The organism is Campylobacter rectus (assembly GCF_004803795.1).
In the GTDB taxonomy this organism is placed as follows: Bacteria; Campylobacterota; Campylobacteria; order Campylobacterales; family Campylobacteraceae; genus Campylobacter_A; species Campylobacter_A rectus.
The window spans coordinates 11,486-27,866 of sequence record NZ_CP012543.1 but is presented as its reverse complement, the minus strand read 5'-3'; the positions used below and the strand labels follow the sequence as shown (position 1 = coordinate 27,866).

The window sequence follows — 16,381 nt, the reverse complement described above, 5'->3', positions numbered from 1 at the left end:
CCTTACATCAGGTAAATGATCGGCACGATGGTCGGATACTTTTTAACTTTTCTAAAGATATGTTTTCGGATGACCTGGCGCACCTGCCCCTCGAGCATCCTGCCGTCTTTTAAAAGCTCCTCCTTGACGTTGCTTAGATACTGCTCCAGCACGCCCTCCATCTCTTTTCTAAACTCGCCGTCTTGCTTATCGCCCACGAGTCCGTAGCTGATGACGCGAGGCTTGTTTATAAGCTTAGCGCCGTGACGGGAAATTTGCGCGATGATCATCACGACGCCCGCTTCGGCCAAATTTTGCCTATCGATCACAACGTCGTCTGAAATTTGCTTGTTAATTTGGTTATCGATAAAGACCTTGCCCGTTTTTACCGTCTTGGCGCGCTTCATATATTTTTGGCAAATTTCTATCTGATCGCCGTCGCTCATCAGGTAGATGTTTCGCTCGTCCACGCCGCAGGCTACGGCCGTTTCTTTATGCTTTGCGATGTGGTTGTATTCGCCGTGGACCGGGAGGAAAAATTTAGGCTTTATTAGGCGCAGCATCAGCTTTTGCTCTTCCTGTGCGGCGTGACCGCTCACGTGTATCTCGCTAAAGTCCTGATACGCGACGCTAGCGCCTGATTTGATGAGGAAATTTAGCACCGTCGAGACGCTGCTTTCGTTACCCGGGATCGCCTTTGAGCTGATGATGATCTGATCGGTCGGCTTTATTTTTATATATTTGTGCTCGTCGGTAGCCATTCGGTATAGCGCGCTCATCGTCTCGCCCTGAGAGCCGGTGGTGACGATCAGCACTTCGTTATCTTTAAATTTGCCGACTTCGTTTGCGTCGATGAAAATTTTCTTATCAAGCTTGATATAGCCAAGCTCCATCGCCGTGTAGAGGTTACGCTCCATGCTACGGCCGATGACGCAGACCTTGCGGTTGTATTTTAGTCCCCAATCAATCGCCTGATAGACGCGGTGGATGTTGGAGCTAAACGTGCTCATTATCACGCGGCCTTTGGCTTTGGAAAATATCGCGTCAAAGGTCTTGCCCACGCTGCTTTCGCTTTTAGTAAAGCCCTCTCTATAGCTGTTCGTGCTATCGCTCATGAGGCACAGCACGCCGCGCTCGCCGTAGTATGCGAGTCTACCAAGATCTGTTGGGTAGCCGTCGATCGGCGTGTGGTCGATCTTAAAGTCGCCCGTATGGATGATGGTGCCCGCCTTTGTCGTGATAGCAAGCGCGCTAGCGTCGATGATAGAGTGAGTGATATGTATCCACTCGACCTCAAAATCCCCTATCAAATACGGCTTGCGCTTTTCGACCGAGCGGAAAAGCGAACGCTCCTGCTTTAGCCCATGCTCTTCAAATTTGTTATTTATCATACCGAGCGGTAACGGCGTGGCGTAAATCGGAAATTTAAACTCTTTGTAAAAGTAGGGCACCGCGCCGATATGATCCTCGTGGGCGTGCGTGATGATGACGCCTTTTATCTTGTCTTTTATCTTGCGAACGTAGTCAAAGTCGGGGATCAGGATATCCACGCCGTGCATACTCTCGCTAGGAAAGCTCATACCGATATCCACGATGATCGCGCTCGTGTCGGTCTCAAATATCGTCATATTTCCGCCGATCTCGCCTAGTCCGCCAAGAGGCGTGACGCGGATCCTGTGATCGGTCGAGTTTAGGTATTTCATCGGCTCGAGACGCAGTTCATGGACGGCTTTGTTCGCCTCCATAGCGCTAGCTATATCTTGCTGCCACTGCTCGTTGCCGCTTAGCTTAGCGGGTAAATTTTTCTTCGGTTTTTTTTGCTTTTTTTGTTTAGCTTCGCCTGTTTGATTTTCGGCGTTAGCGGCTTGTTTGTTAGTGTTTTTATTTTCACTTTGCGCACTATTTTGGGTGTTTTGTTTGTTGTTTTTGCCACGATTTTTCTTGCCGTTTTGTTTGTTAGCGTTAGTTTGTTCGCCGTTTTGCGCGTGCTGTTCGCCGCCGTCAAAAGGTTCTAAAAAGAAATTATCTATCACGCTTTGGCTGGCTTTTTGCTCGCCGTTTTGCATATTTTGGTCTAAATCTTCTTGTTTATTTTTATTTTTCGGGCGAAATCTGCGCTTTTTATTGCTCTTGCCCTGAGAGACCACCGCTTTTTCTTCGTTTTTGTCGTTCATTATCTTCCTTTAAATTTTTAAATATTTCTAGATAAAGATCGACATTTAGCTCGTGCGGACGGATATTTGCGCTCAAATTTAGTAGGCTAAAAATCCGCTCTATTTTAGGTTTTTCAAAGCCTTGGCTTAAATTTCTCATCAGCGTTTTTCTAGGCGCATTAAAGGCAATTTTGAGATAAATTTTAAATTTTTCGTATTCGAATTCGCTCTTAAATACGCCTGTTTCGCCTATCAAATTTTTACTTTTTTGCAGTTTTATGACCGAGGAAGTTACCTTCGGCGGCGGGTTAAAGCAGCTCGCATCCACGTCAAAAAGTAGTTCGCAACTGCCTTGAAGCGAGGCCAAAATCGCCAAAGAGCTAAAATCTCTATCGCCGCTTTTTGCGCTAAATTTAAGCGCGACTTCTTTTTGTATCATCACGACCATGCCGCGACATCTCTCGTCTTCGACCGCGCTTAGGATCATCTTCGTAGCGACGTAATAGGGCAGGTTTGCCGCTAAAAAATACGGCTCATCGCTTAGGCCGCTTTCATCCCACTGCACTAACGCGTCTTTGCAAAAAAGTTTCAATCGTCCGTTTTGAATTTCGTTTGCGAATTTTTTCTGCAGCAACGCAAAAAGCTCGGTATCTATCTCGTAGCTAGTTACGCCGCAAATCCGCAAAATTCTAAATGTCAAATCACCTAAGCCAGCCCCAATCTCGACTATATTTTGCGTATCTTTGGGGATCGCTTGGATGATTTTGTTTAACGTCGCCTCGTCTTGTAAAAAATTTTGTCCGAAGCGCTTTTTTGCTTTAATGCTTTCCATTTTTATTCCATAAGAGCGACAAAGCTTTTTCGCCGCCATAAGCCGTCCAGCTCTACTTCGTTGTTACTACTGCCGCTTATTTGGCTTTACACGGCCGCTTTTTAGGTATGCAACGAGGAGTTAAACACATCCGTTTTGGGCGCAATTTTGCTTTATTTTTCCTAAAATTTCGCCGATTTTACCCAAAAATATCTTACGTAATGATTAGATAAGTCAAATTTAGCTAAAATCAAGCCAAATTTTAGCTAAAGAAAGAGCGATGAATCATTTTGCAAAACGTATAATCCCGTGCCTCGACGTCAAAGACGGGCGCGTCGTAAAGGGCGTAAATTTCGTAGGTCTCGTGGATGCGGGCGATCCGGTGCAAGTCGCCAAACGCTACAACGAGGAGGGCGCGGACGAGCTGTGCTTCCTCGACATCACGGCGTCGCATCTGGGGCGCGATACGATCGTGGACGTCGTGGAACGGGTCGCGCGCGAGCTTTTTATCCCGCTGACCGTGGGCGGCGGCATCCGCACGATCGATGACATCTCTCGCCTGCTAAACGTCGGCTGCGACAAAATAAGCCTCAACTCCGCCGCGATAAAAAATCCGAATTTGATAGACGAGGCGGCGAATAAATTCGGCTCGCAATGCGTCGTCGTCGCAATCGACGCGAAACGAAATTCAAGCGGCAATTTACGCGACGCGACACGGAATTTGAACGCAAATTTACGCAATAAAGCACAGAATTTTGGAGAGACTTCACGCAGCTTGCAGGATGAAATTTTAACTGAAAACAGCGAGCCTTGCGGCTATAGCGTGTTTATAAACGGCGGTAGGCTGGACACCGGCAGGGACGCGCTTGCTTGGGCGAAAGAGGCGCAGGAGCGTGGCGCGGGCGAAATTTTACTCACATCGATGGACTGCGACGGCGTTAAAAACGGCTTTGAGTTAAATTTGACGCATATTTTTAGCACGCTTGACATCCCCGTCATCGCAAGCGGCGGCGCGGGCAAAATGGAGCACTTCAAGGACGCATTTTTAGCAGGTGCGGACGCATGCCTAGCGGCGTCGATCTTTCACTTTAGAGAGATTGAGATTAAAGCGCTTAAAACCTATCTCAGACAAAACGGTATCGAGGTCAGACTATGAATTTGAGCTCAAATTTAGCGAACAAAAAGAGCAAATCGTGATTATTTCAGCGGGGCAAAACGAGATATTTCCTTTCGCGCTACCAATGGGCGTAGGGCTGGTGGATATGAGCATGAATTTAACTGCACTTTTGCAAAAACGAGCTATGACGAGCGGATACGGCAGCGATAGATACGGCCGGGATTTTATGAGCGAGCGTGGATTAAATCAATCAAATTTTACGGCAGATAGGCAGCCTGAGGGAGAGCTAAATTTACCGACTTTAACGGCAACGGCACAGGCCGATAAAAGGCTAAATTTGATAAATTTGCCCGTTTTACAAAGCGTGAAATCCTCTCAAAATCCGGATAAAATTTTAAACGCACTGCCGAGCGAAATCATTTTTGTAGGCTCGGCGGGGCTATATAAAGAGGGCGAAATTTTTGAAATTTACGAGAGCTCGATCGCAGCAAATATCGAAATTTCAAGCCTAGAAAACAGAAGCTATTCACCGATAGAATGGGAGATTGATTCGAGTGTTCCACGTGGAACATACAAGGTAAATTCCTCAAATTTCATCACCACCGATCAAAATTTAGCCCACAGGCTTTTTGCGCGTGGATATTTTTTAGAAAATATGGAATTTTTCGCGGTCCTTAAAGTCGCGCAAAAATTTCAAATCCCCGCTTACGGCGTATTTGTAGCGACGAATTTTTGCGACGAAAACGCGCATACCGATTTTGTTAAAAACCACGAGCGAGCCAAAAAAGAGCTCGAAAAATATTTAAAACAAAAGGAAATCATTTGAAAAATTTGCTTGATTTTACGCTAAATGAGCTAAAAGAGCAGCTCTCGCCGCCGTTTCGCGCAAAGCAAATTTTCGAGTGGCTATATAAGAAAAACGCAACTAGTTTTGATGAGATGCTAAATTTGCCGAAGGATTTGCGCGCAAATTTGGTGCAAGAGTTTTACTTCGACCCGCTAAAATGCGTCAAATTTGAGCAGAGCGCAGACGGCTCGATCAAATATCTTTTCGAGCTCAAAGATGGACTGCGGATCGAAAGCGTGCTGCTGCCGATGAAGGAGGAGCAGACGAACGAGCAGGGCAAAATCAGCCGCCATGCGCGCTACACAGTGTGCGTGAGCTCGCAGGTGGGCTGTAAGATGGGCTGTGCGTTTTGCCTCACGGCCAAGGGCGGACTGGTGCGAAACCTCACTGCAGGCGAGATCGTGGGTCAAATTTTATGGATAAAAAGAGAGAACAAAATCCCCTACGAGCGGCGTATAAACGTCGTGTATATGGGTATGGGCGAGCCGCTTGACAACCTCGCTAGCGTCAGCAAAGCGGTTAAAATTTTGACCGAAAACGACGGACTGGCTATCTCGCCACGCCGCCAAACCGTCAGCACGAGCGGGCTCGGCAACCAGATAAAAAAGCTCGGCGAAATGGATCTGGGAGTGCTGCTCGCTATCTCGCTACACGCCGTCACGGACGAGCTGCGCAGCCGTCTGATGCCGATAAACAAGGCCTATAACATCGAGGCGGTGATGGACGCGGTGCGGGGCTTTCCGATCGATATGCGAAAGCGCGTGATGTTCGAGTATCTCGTGATCCGCGGGCTAAACGATAGCCTCGCCGATGCAAAAAAGCTCGTGCGGCTACTGCACGGCATCAGGGCGAAGGTAAATTTAATCTACTTTAACCCGCATGAGGGCAGTGAATTCGAGCGCCCGGAGCTTAGCGATATGGTGAAATTCCAAGACTATCTTTGCGCTCACGGCATAACATGCACGATCCGCCAGAGCAAGGGGCTCGATATCAGTGCGGCATGCGGACAGCTCAAGCAAAGAAGCGAAAAAATAAATTCAAGGCAGGATGGAACTAACATGAGTAAAATTTCAAGCTCGAAAGCACAAAAAACGACTAACATAAACTTGCTAACAAACAAAACCAACGACAGAAAAAATCAAATTTCGCTAACTAATCTCGGCCGTAACACCAGCCCTGAGAGCGCGGCTGCAACGCAAAATTTAACTAACGCCGAGAAAAAATGACCGCACTTGATATCGCTCAAATTATTTTTGTTAGCATTGTCGTATTGCTCGGGCTTGGACTATTCATAAAGGTGGCTTTTAACGACGAACACAAGCGATGATAGCCTTTTTAAGAGCGCAGGTAGATAGAGGCAACGACGGCTCGTTTTTCGTTTTTGCTCTATGATTTTTGCTATTTCTATAAGAAATTTTCAAAAAATTCTAAAAATTTGCCTACAAACCAAGATCGAGGATAGAAATTTGAGGGCCGAAATTTTAGATATTTTACACTTTACAACCTATTTAATGCTCTGTCATCGCGATAAAAAGGATGCGTATAAGATAAAAATTTCAAAAATAGAGAAAAATTCGGCGATTATTTTTAGATCATAAGGCAGATCGGCAAAAATTTATAAAGGAGTAGCAATGAACGCGCAAAAAATAATGGATGAGATCGGCATCTTCCTGGACAGATCGCTGCTTAAAAAATCCAAGATTACAAAGGCGGAGATTATCCGCTTTATCGAGGCAAAATGGGCGGGGGCGGACGATGAGAAATACCGCATCTACGCCTCATACATCTATGCGGCGCGCATGGTGAATGAGTACAAATGGGCGGGCGACACCCCAAATATGCTGCGCTGGCTAGGCGAGATGGACAAGCACGCCAGAAGCAATGAAAATCCGCCCTACGTGAGCGATTATTACAAGGGCGAGTGCTGCTTGGAGTGCGGCGCAGAGCAGGAGGCGCTTAAATTTTTGCACAAAAGTTACGAAGCGAATGAGGAGTATCTTTTCACCCGCAGCCCAAAGGTCGCGGAGTTTTTTAATGCACATCTTGCGGAGCCTAAAATTTTGCCTAAATTTGAAGATGAGGAATACGAGGACTTTAGTTTTCCGCTGCGGCTGGAGTATTTCGGTAAAACTTTAGAGCAAGAGGGCGAGTTTCGCTGCGCGTTTTTAGATGAAGACGGCGAGGAGACGGACGAGCCAAGCCAGGCGCAATCGGACGCGCTAGAGTTTCTAAAGCAAAATCAGGAAGAAATTTTAACGGGCATCTTAGCTGAAATTTTAAAAAACTACCCAAAATGGCAGAAAATTTACGACTATCCGAGCGAGACGAAAAGCGATTTCATGCCAGGCATCTGCACGCCGCAGGAGCTTAGCGAACTATTGGAGCTGCAAAATATCTATATCCTAGGCGACACAGCGAAAATCGGCTTTGAGTTTAGCTGCTCGTGGGACATAGAACACGGCTTGGGCGTGATGACGCGCAAAGGCAAGGTCGTAAAAATCGGCGAAGCAGAGACGGCGTTTGTTTTTTAACGTTTTGAGCGCAAATTTATCTTGCCGTCCGTCCGCAAACAAAGCTACTCGTCGAAAGTTTTATTTTTCGTGTGATAAAAATATAGATAAATAAGCCCAAGCGGCGCGATAAAAACGGCGAAGCTCCAGCAAATAAGCATCGTCATAAATTTAGCAACCAGTAGATAAACGGCATTTACGAAAAAGACGTTGTCGCCAAAGATGAAGCTCACGATACTCTCATAAACAAAGCGAGAATACGGATACAAAAAGGTATTTCCTATCAAGAGAAGATAAGTAAAAACCCGCTTATCGCCCATACTATAAAAAGTGCAATATATAAAGCCATAAAAATCGCGCCGAAAAATAGATGTCTCCTATAATAAGACGCGCTAAGCCCGCCAAAAGTCTTCTTGATAAATTCCATAAATACCCCTTAAATAAAATTTAAGGCATTTTACCCCCCCCCCCCCCTAAATTTTGACTTAATTTAGTTGGTCTGCAATAAAATTTTGTATATTTAATCGGTTTTTTCCTAATTTCAACCGCACATATAATTTTATTTATCGCTTTTTACCGACTGATAAAATTCATTTCGCGCGTCAAATTCGGACCTAATCTCATACTCTATGCCGTCAAATTTAAAGCGAATTTCATCCGCATGCAGCAGCAGTCTAGGCGCTCCCGTCGTCAAAATTCGCTCGGCTTCGCTCATCTCTTTATCTAAAATTTTCTCGATTTGCGATCGCATTAGACCGTAGAGCGGTTCGCCTAAAATCTTATGTTCCACGTGGAACAAATGTAAGCGAATTTGATGCTGTCTGCCCGTGAGCGGTACGGCTTGCACCAGCGTCGCATCGATATCGGCAAAATACTCTATCGGCGAAATCTCCGTCACTGCGCTTTTGCCGTCCTCGCAAATTCGCATTCGCATTTTTACGTCGTCGTAATCGTTTGCCAGATCCATATTTGCCTCGATACGCAAATTTTCGCTTATCTTTCCCTGCGCGAGCGCGACGTAGCTTTTATAAACCTGCCGATTTTCAAAAAGTTTTTTCAAATTTACGACCGTATTTTTGTCTTTGCCTACGACGATGAGTCCGCTCGTTTCGCAGTCTAGACGGTGCGCGACCGACGCTTCGCGACCGTAGAGCGACCAAATTTCGTCATTTAGCGAGTACTCGCAGTGCCTGCCGTTTGGGTGACTGAGCACGCCGTTTGGCTTATCAAAAACTGCAAATTTCTCGCACTCAAAAATCGGCCTTAAACCTCGTGGATTTGTCTCATACTCTATCAGACAAATTTCACCGCTTAGCAAAGCATTTTTCTCGCCAACGACCGCGCCATCGCAGGTAAGCCGCCCCTTGTCGATGAGGCGCTGGGTTTCGCGCATCTTATAGCCGTTTTGCAATAAAATTTCATACGCTTTTTGTCCTTTGGCATGCGCAATAAATTTATGAATATAAGGCAATTTTCACTCTTTAAATCTAAAATTTAAGGGCAAATTTAGCGGATACTAACCGCCTTTTCAGCCCAGTTTTTATATAATCTTTCCTTAAAAAATTATACAAAAATTCGCATAAAAAAGGCTAAAGAGATGGTAGAGAGATATTCGCGCGAGCAAATGGCGCAGAAGTGGGATATGCAGGCAAAATACGGTGCGTGGCTGGAGGTCGAGCTGGCCGCGGTCAAGGCATGGAATAAGCTTGGCTTTATCAGCGATGCGGACTGCGAGAAAATTTGCAAAAACGCGAAATTTGACGTAGCGCGTATCGATGAGATCGAAAAGACGACCAAGCACGACGTGATCGCGTTTCTAACGAGCGTGAGCGAGAGCCTGGGCGATGAGAGCCGCTTCGTGCACTACGGCATGACTAGTAGCGACTGCATCGACACCGCCGTCGCGCTTCAGATCAAAAGCAGCATGGAGCTCATCATAGAAGACGTAAAAGGCCTAATGAGCGCGATCAAAACCAGAGCGCAGGAGCACAAAAACACGATGATGGTCGGCCGCAGCCACGGTATCCACGGCGAACCGATCACCTTCGGACTCGTGCTTGCGGTCTGGTACGACGAGGTGGCGCGCGCGCTAAAGTTGCTACAAGACGCCAAAGAGGTCGCCGCCTACGGCAAACTAAGCGGCGCGATGGGAAATTTCGCTCATGCGCCGCTCGAGTTTGAGGAGCTAACCTGCGAGCAGCTCGGTCTAAAACCCGCTCCCGCGTCAAATCAAGTCATCCAGCGCGATCGCTACGCCCACGTCATCAGCGCGATCGCCGTTCTAGCCGCTACCTGCGAAAAGATCGCCGTCGCCGTGCGCCACTTCCAAAGGACGGAAGTTTACGAGGCCGAGGAGTACTTCAGCCCAGGCCAAAAGGGCTCCAGCGCGATGCCGCACAAGCGCAATCCCGTACTTAGCGAAAACATCACCGGTCTTTGTAGGATGCTGCGCTCATACGTGACGCCTGCGCTCGAAAACGTCGCGCTCTGGCACGAACGCGATATCAGCCACAGCTCGGTCGAGCGATTTATCTTACCGGACGCTTTCATTACGGCCAATTTCATGCTCGCGCGCATTGCGAATTTGATCGCAAATTTGGTAGTTTATCCGGAAAATATGATGAAAAATCTAAATTTGACCGGCGGGCTCGTCTTTTCTCAGCGCGTGCTTTTACAGCTTCCGCAGCGCGGAATTTCACGCGAGGACGCGTATAAAATCGTACAGCGCAACGCGATGAAGGTCTGGGCGGATCTGCAAGAGGGCAAAAAAGCGATAAACGAAAACGGCGAGAGCCTATTTTTGCAAAATTTGCTCGCCGACGAGGAACTGCGCGCAAGCCTAGGCGAAGCAGAGATAAAAGAGTGCTTTGATTATGCGTATTACGCCAGGCACGTGGATGGGATATTTGCGAGAGTATTCGGAAAGTAAACAATTTAGAGGTAAAAATGGCAAATCAAAACCAAGTTAAAATAATAAAAAAAGATATTGAGATAGCACAAAAAATACTGGATAAAAAAAATATTGATGAAATTTACGAATATTTCATTAAACTAGAAGGTAAATACGAAGGTATTAAAGTTTATACCTCTGGGGCCTATGATTATAATATGAGAGAAATTGATTATAGTAAATTTATAAAATTTCTAGAATTATTTATTGAAAAATTAGAACAACTAGCAGCCAAATTGCAAGATGAAGACGAGAGATTAGTAAATACAAATCCATCAAATTCCGTTACAATAAATAATAACAATACAAATACAGCTAAGTCGAATATCACTCAAAATATTAGCATTAAAAGCGCGATGGAAAAAATAGATCAAATTCCAGATGAGATTTTTGCTAAAAATTTGAAGTATGAATTAAAAGGAATACTTAGTGAGCTTGAATATTGCAAAGATGATCAAGAAAAAAAATCAAAGCTAATGGAAGTTATTAAATGGCTTGGAGATAAAACAGCTGATGCTTTTATCGCTTGTTTGCCGTATTTTGCCGGACTTGGTTTATAAAATATACATAAGGAACAAAATTTGAAAGTAATCAAACGAAACGGACGCACCGAGGAGCTTGACGTAAGCAAGATCAAAAAATACACGAGCGAAGCGGTCGCGGGGCTAGCAAACGTGAGCCTAAGCGAGCTTGAGGTGGACGCGAAAATTCAATTTCGCGATATGATAACGACCGAGGAGATCCAGCAAACCCTCATCAAAACGGCCGTCGAAAAGATCGACATCGACCGCCCAAACTGGACCTTCGTAGCGGCAAGGCTGTTTTTATACGACCTTTATCACAAGGTCACGGGCTTTAGCGGCTACAACCACCTACGCGACTATCTGCAAAAGGGCGAAAAAGCAGGCCGTATCATCCCTGGACTAAAAGAAAAATACGATCTAGATGATCTAAACGACTACATCAGGCCCGAGCGCGACTTGCAGTTTGCATATCTAGGCATCAAAACGCTATATGACCGCTACCTCATCAAAGACCGCAGCGGCGCGCCGATAGAGCTGCCGCAGCAGATGTTTATGGCCATAGCGATGTTCCTAGCGCAAAACGAACTAGACTGCCAAGGCTGGGCGAAGAAATTTTACGACCTCGTATCTAAATTTGAAGTCATGCTCGCTACTCCGACGCTCTCAAACGCTCGCACGACGCGCCATCAGCTAAGCTCTTGCTACGTGGGAAGTACGCCCGATAATATCGAGGGGATTTTCGATAGCTACAAAGAGATGGCGTTACTTAGCAAATTTGGCGGCGGTATCGGCTGGGACTGGTGCAAAGTGCGCGCTATGGGCGGCAGCATCGACGGACATAAAAACGCGGCCGGCGGCATCATCCCGTTTCTAAAAGTCACGAACGACATCGCCGTCGCCGTCGATCAGCTAGGCACGAGAAAGGGTGCGATAGCCGTCTACGTCGAGCCGTGGCACATGGACGTGAGCGACTTCCTGGATCTGCGCAAAAACTCGGGCGAAGAGCGCCGCAGAGCGCATGAGCTATTCCCTGCGCTTTGGATAAACGACCTTTTCATGAAACGCGTCAAAGAAAACGCGCGCTGGAGCCTATTTGACCCCGCAGAGGTCGCCGATCTGTGCGATCTATACGGCGATGAGTTTGAGGCTCGCTACATAGCATACGAAAACGACGAAAAGATCCAAAAAAACGTCGTCATGGCAAAGGAACTGTGGAAGAAAATTTTAACTAGCTATTTTGAATCGGGCATGCCGTTTTTGTGCTTTAAAGATAACGCAAACAAAACCAATCCAAACGACCACGACGGCATAATCAGAAGCTCAAATTTATGCACCGAAATTTTCCAAAATACGCAGCCCAACTACTACAAGATCAAGATCACGTTTGAGGGCGGCTCCGAGCGGTTATTTGACGAAGAAGAGGACGTGCGCGTAGATAGCGGTATCGTAAAAAAGGCCAAAAAATTAAGCGCGCTAGATAGCATCGGCGGCGAGCAAATTTTCATCGTCGAAAAAGAAAGCCTCGAGGGCAAAACCGCCGTATGCAACCTCGCGAGCATAAATTTAAGCAAAATCAACAAAAAAGAGGACATCGAGCGCGTCGTGCCGATCGCCGTACGCATGCTAGACAACGTCATCGATCTAAATTTCTACCCGCACAAAAAGGTCAAACACACCAACCTAGCCTCCCGCTCGATCGGCCTTGGCGTCATGGGCGAGGCACAGATGCTAGCCGAACGCGGCGTAAAATGGGGCAGCTACGAGCACCTAGCGCTGATCGATAGCGTGATGGAAAATATTAGCTTTAACGCCATCTACGCCAGCTCAAATTTGGCGGTAGAAAAGGGCGTGTATCCGCTTTTTGAAGGCTCAAAGTGGAGCAGGGGAGTGATGCCTATCGACACGGCAAACGCAAACGCCAAAGCGCTTCTAAACGACAGAGGCGGGCTATTTGACGAGAACGCCTGCGACTGGAGCAAACTGCGCGAAAAGGTCAAAAGAGACGGTATGCGAAACGGTTATCTGATGGCGATCGCGCCGACGTCGAGCATCAGCATACTCGTTGGCACCACGCAGACGATCGAGCCCGTGTATAAGCGCAAGTGGTTCGAGCACAACTTAAGCGGTATGATACCAAACGTCGTGCCGAATCTAAGCCCTGAGACGTGGCAGTTCTACACGCCTGCCTATGAGCTAGATCAGCGCGTACTCGTGCGTGCCGGCGCCATCCGCCAAAAGTGGATCGACCAGGGACAGAGCCTAAATATTTTCATGAGTCTAGACAAAGCTAGCGGCGGCTATCTGAGCGAAATTTACATGCTTGCGTGGGAGCTGGGACTAAAATCGACCTACTATCTACGCTCCGAAAGCCCGGATAGCGAAAAGCTAAACAACGTCGCCGATCGCTCGATCGAGTGCGAAGGGTGTCAGTAAAATTTATGAATCCTACTTTTACTAATTATAGTGAGCCGGAGTTTGAAGTAATTACTGATGAGTGTTTGTCTTGTAATGGAGATATTATAGATAAACACTATTTTTTAATAATAGCGAATGATTATGAAAGCTATAAATGGAGATACGATAAATTCATTGATTTTTTACTTGATTATATTTCACACGATGCTCTTAGCGCAAAAGAAAGAGAAGCATGCATTAATAAGCCCGGTAGCATGCTTAGAAAATCCCTTAGAAATCTAAGAACTGTTCAAAAAAATCAACAGGATGAAATAGATGAAAAAGGTGGTGAAATTGGTGAAATTTTATTATACGGCATAATGAAAAAATACTATAACGCTCTTCCGGTCGTTCCAAAGATTTTTTATAAACAGAATAAAAATGATTATGCAAAAGGTGCCGATAGTGTACACATTGTAATTGAAGATAACGACAAATTTAGTCTATGGCTCGGAGAATCTAAATTTTATAAAAATATAGATGATGCAATAAACAATGCCATTCAATCAGTAAATAATGGTTTGCAAGATGATAAGCTAAAAAAAGAAAAAAGTATAATTACAAATATAAGCGATTTGGATGAGTTATTAAAAGATAATACAAATTTACTGGAACAAATTAAGACCAAGCTTAATGACAATAGATCACTGGACGAATTAAAGCCATTTTTGCATATTCCAATATTTTTGTTATATGAGTGTAGCTTAACTAAACAAAATAAGGAATTTAACAAGGAATATCAGGATAAGATAATTGAAAATACCAAAAAAAATACTAAAAAAATATATAAGCGTCTAAAAGATGAACTAAAAAACATATCGTATATTGATAGAATATATTTTCATATAATATTTTTTCCAATCCCAGATAAAAATAAGATAATAGAAGATGTAAATAAATCTATGGAAGGTTTTAATGACTGAAGAAAATATTTTTAATAAGTGTGCTAGAATATTTCAAATAAATAATAAAACAGAACAAAGAAATGAAACTATTAAATTACTCAATGAAATAGATCAAAGCCAATATATGCCAATTGTAAATCACCTAATAAGAGAGGTGGGGCTTTATCCATATATGCAATATGATAGTTGTAAATGGTTTGATAAAATCCTAATAAATAGTTTCACAATAAATATAGGAGAAAAAGAACCTGTTACTCTACACTTAAAACAATCCGAAATTTTAAAACAACTTATAGAAGGTAACGATTTGATACTAAGCGCACCAACTAGTTTTGGTAAAAGCTTTATAATCGATGCACTGATAAATTTTAAAAAACCAGATAATGTTTTAATTATAGTTCCTACTATTTCACTTATGGATGAAACAAGGAGAAGACTTAATAAATTTAGTAAACAATACAATATTATCACAACGTCAAACGCAGATATTAAAGATAAAAATATTTTTGTCTTTCCACAAGAAAGAGCTGTCGGATATATCGATAAAATTAAGGAAATTGGATTAGATTTATTCATAGTCGATGAGTTTTATAAAATTTTATCTAGTGATAATAGAGCATTAACTCTAAAAATAGTTATATCAAAGCTATCAAAAATTTCTAAACAAAAATACTATTTATGTCCAAATATAAGTAAAATAAATCTTTCACTCTTTGGAATTAATAGAATGAAATACGTAAAATTGGATTTCAATACTGTATTTTTAAATATAAAGAAGGAAATATGCAAAAGTAAAAAAAATAAGGATAATCTAGTATTAAATATTATCAATAATAATAAAAATAAACAAAATTTGATTTATGTAAACCAGCCGAGTACAGCAGATAAACTAGCAACATTTTTATCAAGTGGTTTTAAAAAGAGCGATTCTAAAATTCTACAAAACTATGAGAAATGGTTGATCAAAAATTATTTTAAGGATTGGCCTTTGGCCGATAGTGTATCAAAGGGCATTTGTATACACTATGGAAAAATACATAGAACAATTACTCAAATGAATGTTAAATTATTTAATGAAAATCAAATATTCACTACAATATGTACCTCATCCTTAATAGAAGGCGTAAACACAAGTGCAGAAAATTTAATAATTTATAGCAACAAGATTGATCGAAAAGATCCATTTGATAACTTTACTTATAAAAATATTATTGGTAGAAGTGGTAGAATGTTTAAATACTTTATCGGCAATGTATATATTTTAGAAGATACACCAAAAGAAGAAGAAAAGAATTTAGAATTATCTCCAATTGTCGATGATATCTTTAAAATGGATGAAGAGTTACAAATTACGGAAGAGTTAAACACTAAAGCAAATAAAATTAAAGATGAAATTTATAATTGTGTAGAGGATAAAAATAAAGTAGACTTAATATTAAAACTTATTAAATCTGGAAAAATAAACTCAAATATGGAAGATGTTGTTTACATTTTAAAAAAGTTAATTAACCTGGATCCTAATGCCTTTAATTACTTAAAAACCAATGAAATATCACAATGGAGTGCTTTTAAATATTTCATGAGCAGCAAACACCATATTGACTTTAACCATCTTGAAATTATAATGAAAAGTTGGAATAAAACAATACCAGAACTCATAAAAGAGCTTAAAATAGACAATATCTTAAAGTATTTCGAACTAGAAAATAAAGTAACATACAATCTATCGGCATATTTTTCTGACATTAATGAACTGCAAAAAATTATATTTAGTAAGCAAAATATTGATATTTCAGATTTTGTAAATAGACTTTCCAGTCTTTTTATGCCGGCAAAAGTTTTGCAGCTAGAAGAATATGGATTGCCAAGAATGATTTCCAAAAAAATTAGTAACCTTAAATTGCTACCTATTGATAATAATGAAATCACAATAACTGAACTTTTAGATCATTTTAGATGTATTAGTAAGGAAAAATTAATAAACAAACTAATAGAAGCTGAATTATTAGAACCTTTCGATCAAAATTTCATAGATTATTTTTATGATGGTATTATGATTATGTAGTAGAGGTTAAAATTTGAGATAAAATCAATTACTTTTTTAAGTAAAATGTAAATTTAAGTCCAAGAT

At 42.9% G+C, this 16,381-nt stretch carries 14 protein-coding genes; 9 read left to right on the top strand and 5 right to left on the bottom strand.

Annotation, left to right across the window (positions count from 1 at the left end; genetic code table 11):
• Positions 1-2 precede the first annotated feature (2 nt).
• Positions 3-2,153, bottom strand: a complete 2,151-nt coding sequence (locus tag CRECT_RS00130) for a ribonuclease J (RefSeq protein ID WP_171992652.1) — start codon at positions 2,151-2,153, stop codon at positions 3-5.
• Positions 2,101-2,964, bottom strand: a complete 864-nt coding sequence (rsmA, locus tag CRECT_RS00125; protein WP_002943425.1) for a 16S rRNA (adenine(1518)-N(6)/adenine(1519)-N(6))-dimethyltransferase RsmA — start codon at positions 2,962-2,964, stop codon at positions 2,101-2,103. The genes CRECT_RS00130 and rsmA overlap by 53 nt, the downstream gene beginning before the upstream one ends.
• Before the next feature lie 259 nt (positions 2,965-3,223).
• Between rsmA and hisF the strand changes: the two genes are divergently transcribed.
• The 4 genes from hisF to CRECT_RS00105 all read left to right on the top strand — a co-directional run bounded on the left by hisF (position 3,224) and on the right by CRECT_RS00105 (position 7,438).
• A complete protein-coding gene (gene hisF / locus CRECT_RS00120; RefSeq protein WP_002943329.1) occupies positions 3,224-4,099 on the top strand; it encodes an imidazole glycerol phosphate synthase subunit HisF in 876 nt (291 codons plus the stop codon).
• 37 nt (positions 4,100-4,136) lie between these two features.
• Complete coding sequence (locus CRECT_RS00115) at positions 4,137-4,886, top strand: nucleoside phosphorylase-I family protein (protein ID WP_002943157.1); 750 nt, start codon at positions 4,137-4,139, stop codon at positions 4,884-4,886.
• Positions 4,883-6,133, top strand: coding sequence for a dual-specificity RNA methyltransferase RlmN (rlmN, locus tag CRECT_RS00110; protein WP_002943050.1), 1,251 nt, complete (start codon positions 4,883-4,885; stop codon positions 6,131-6,133). The genes CRECT_RS00115 and rlmN overlap by 4 nt, the downstream gene beginning before the upstream one ends.
• Positions 6,134-6,538: 405 nt before the next feature.
• The gene (locus CRECT_RS00105; RefSeq protein ID WP_002943495.1) at positions 6,539-7,438 is read left to right on the top strand and encodes a DUF6985 domain-containing protein; all 900 of its coding nucleotides are present in this window, start codon (positions 6,539-6,541) and stop codon (positions 7,436-7,438) included.
• A 44-nt stretch (positions 7,439-7,482) separates the two neighbouring features.
• Here CRECT_RS00105 and CRECT_RS00100 read toward each other — a convergent pair whose 3' ends face one another.
• The 3 genes from CRECT_RS00100 to CRECT_RS00090 form a co-directional block, all read right to left on the bottom strand.
• Positions 7,483-7,686 carry a hypothetical protein gene (locus CRECT_RS00100; protein WP_227932308.1) on the bottom strand — a complete coding sequence of 68 codons (204 nt, stop codon included), beginning with the start codon at positions 7,684-7,686 and terminating at the stop codon, positions 7,483-7,485.
• Between the two features lie 14 nt (positions 7,687-7,700).
• Positions 7,701-7,844: a hypothetical protein gene (locus CRECT_RS00095; protein ID WP_171992650.1), complete on the bottom strand. Its 144-nt coding sequence runs from the start codon at positions 7,842-7,844 to the stop codon at positions 7,701-7,703.
• A gap of 132 nt (positions 7,845-7,976) precedes the next feature.
• Positions 7,977-8,888: a pseudouridine synthase family protein gene (locus CRECT_RS00090; RefSeq protein WP_002943044.1), complete on the bottom strand. Its 912-nt coding sequence runs from the start codon at positions 8,886-8,888 to the stop codon at positions 7,977-7,979.
• A gap of 126 nt (positions 8,889-9,014) precedes the next feature.
• Here CRECT_RS00090 and purB point away from each other — a divergent pair, with 126 nt between their 5' ends.
• Genes purB through CRECT_RS00065 form a run of 5 tightly spaced genes read left to right on the top strand, consistent with a single transcriptional unit; the run spans position 9,015 to position 16,315 of the window.
• Complete coding sequence (gene purB, locus CRECT_RS00085; RefSeq protein ID WP_171992651.1) at positions 9,015-10,346, top strand: adenylosuccinate lyase; 1,332 nt, start codon at positions 9,015-9,017, stop codon at positions 10,344-10,346.
• Positions 10,347-10,363: 17 nt separating this feature from the next.
• Positions 10,364-10,927, top strand: coding sequence for a hypothetical protein (locus CRECT_RS00080; RefSeq protein ID WP_002943461.1), 564 nt, complete (start codon positions 10,364-10,366; stop codon positions 10,925-10,927).
• Positions 10,928-10,948: 21 nt separating this feature from the next.
• The gene (locus CRECT_RS00075; protein ID WP_002943163.1) at positions 10,949-13,324 is read left to right on the top strand and encodes a ribonucleoside-diphosphate reductase subunit alpha; all 2,376 of its coding nucleotides are present in this window, start codon (positions 10,949-10,951) and stop codon (positions 13,322-13,324) included.
• A 5-nt stretch (positions 13,325-13,329) separates the two neighbouring features.
• Positions 13,330-14,268 carry a HamA C-terminal domain-containing protein gene (locus CRECT_RS00070; RefSeq protein WP_050771466.1) on the top strand — a complete coding sequence of 313 codons (939 nt, stop codon included), beginning with the start codon at positions 13,330-13,332 and terminating at the stop codon, positions 14,266-14,268.
• On the top strand, positions 14,261-16,315 hold the full coding sequence (locus CRECT_RS00065; protein WP_002943564.1) for a DEAD/DEAH box helicase: 2,055 nt from the start codon (positions 14,261-14,263) through the stop codon (positions 16,313-16,315). The genes CRECT_RS00070 and CRECT_RS00065 overlap by 8 nt, the downstream gene beginning before the upstream one ends.
• Positions 16,316-16,381: the final 66 nt, after the last annotated feature.

Bases quoted from the DNA above. Each gene is read 5' to 3' on its own strand.
- CRECT_RS00130 (WP_171992652.1), bottom strand. From the start codon at position 2,153: ATGAACGACAAAAACGAAGAAAAAGCGGTGGTCTCTCAGGGCAAGAGC.
- rsmA (WP_002943425.1), bottom strand. From the start codon at position 2,964: ATGGAAAGCATTAAAGCAAAAAAGCGCTTCGGACAAAATTTTTTACAA.
- hisF (WP_002943329.1), top strand. From the start codon at position 3,224: ATGAATCATTTTGCAAAACGTATAATCCCGTGCCTCGACGTCAAAGAC.
- CRECT_RS00105 (WP_002943495.1), top strand. From the start codon at position 6,539: ATGAACGCGCAAAAAATAATGGATGAGATCGGCATCTTCCTGGACAGA.
- CRECT_RS00095 (WP_171992650.1), bottom strand. From the start codon at position 7,844: ATGGAATTTATCAAGAAGACTTTTGGCGGGCTTAGCGCGTCTTATTAT.
- purB (WP_171992651.1), top strand. From the start codon at position 9,015: ATGGTAGAGAGATATTCGCGCGAGCAAATGGCGCAGAAGTGGGATATG.
- CRECT_RS00080 (WP_002943461.1), top strand. From the start codon at position 10,364: ATGGCAAATCAAAACCAAGTTAAAATAATAAAAAAAGATATTGAGATA.
- CRECT_RS00070 (WP_050771466.1), top strand. From the start codon at position 13,330: ATGAATCCTACTTTTACTAATTATAGTGAGCCGGAGTTTGAAGTAATT.
- CRECT_RS00065 (WP_002943564.1), top strand. From the start codon at position 14,261: ATGACTGAAGAAAATATTTTTAATAAGTGTGCTAGAATATTTCAAATA.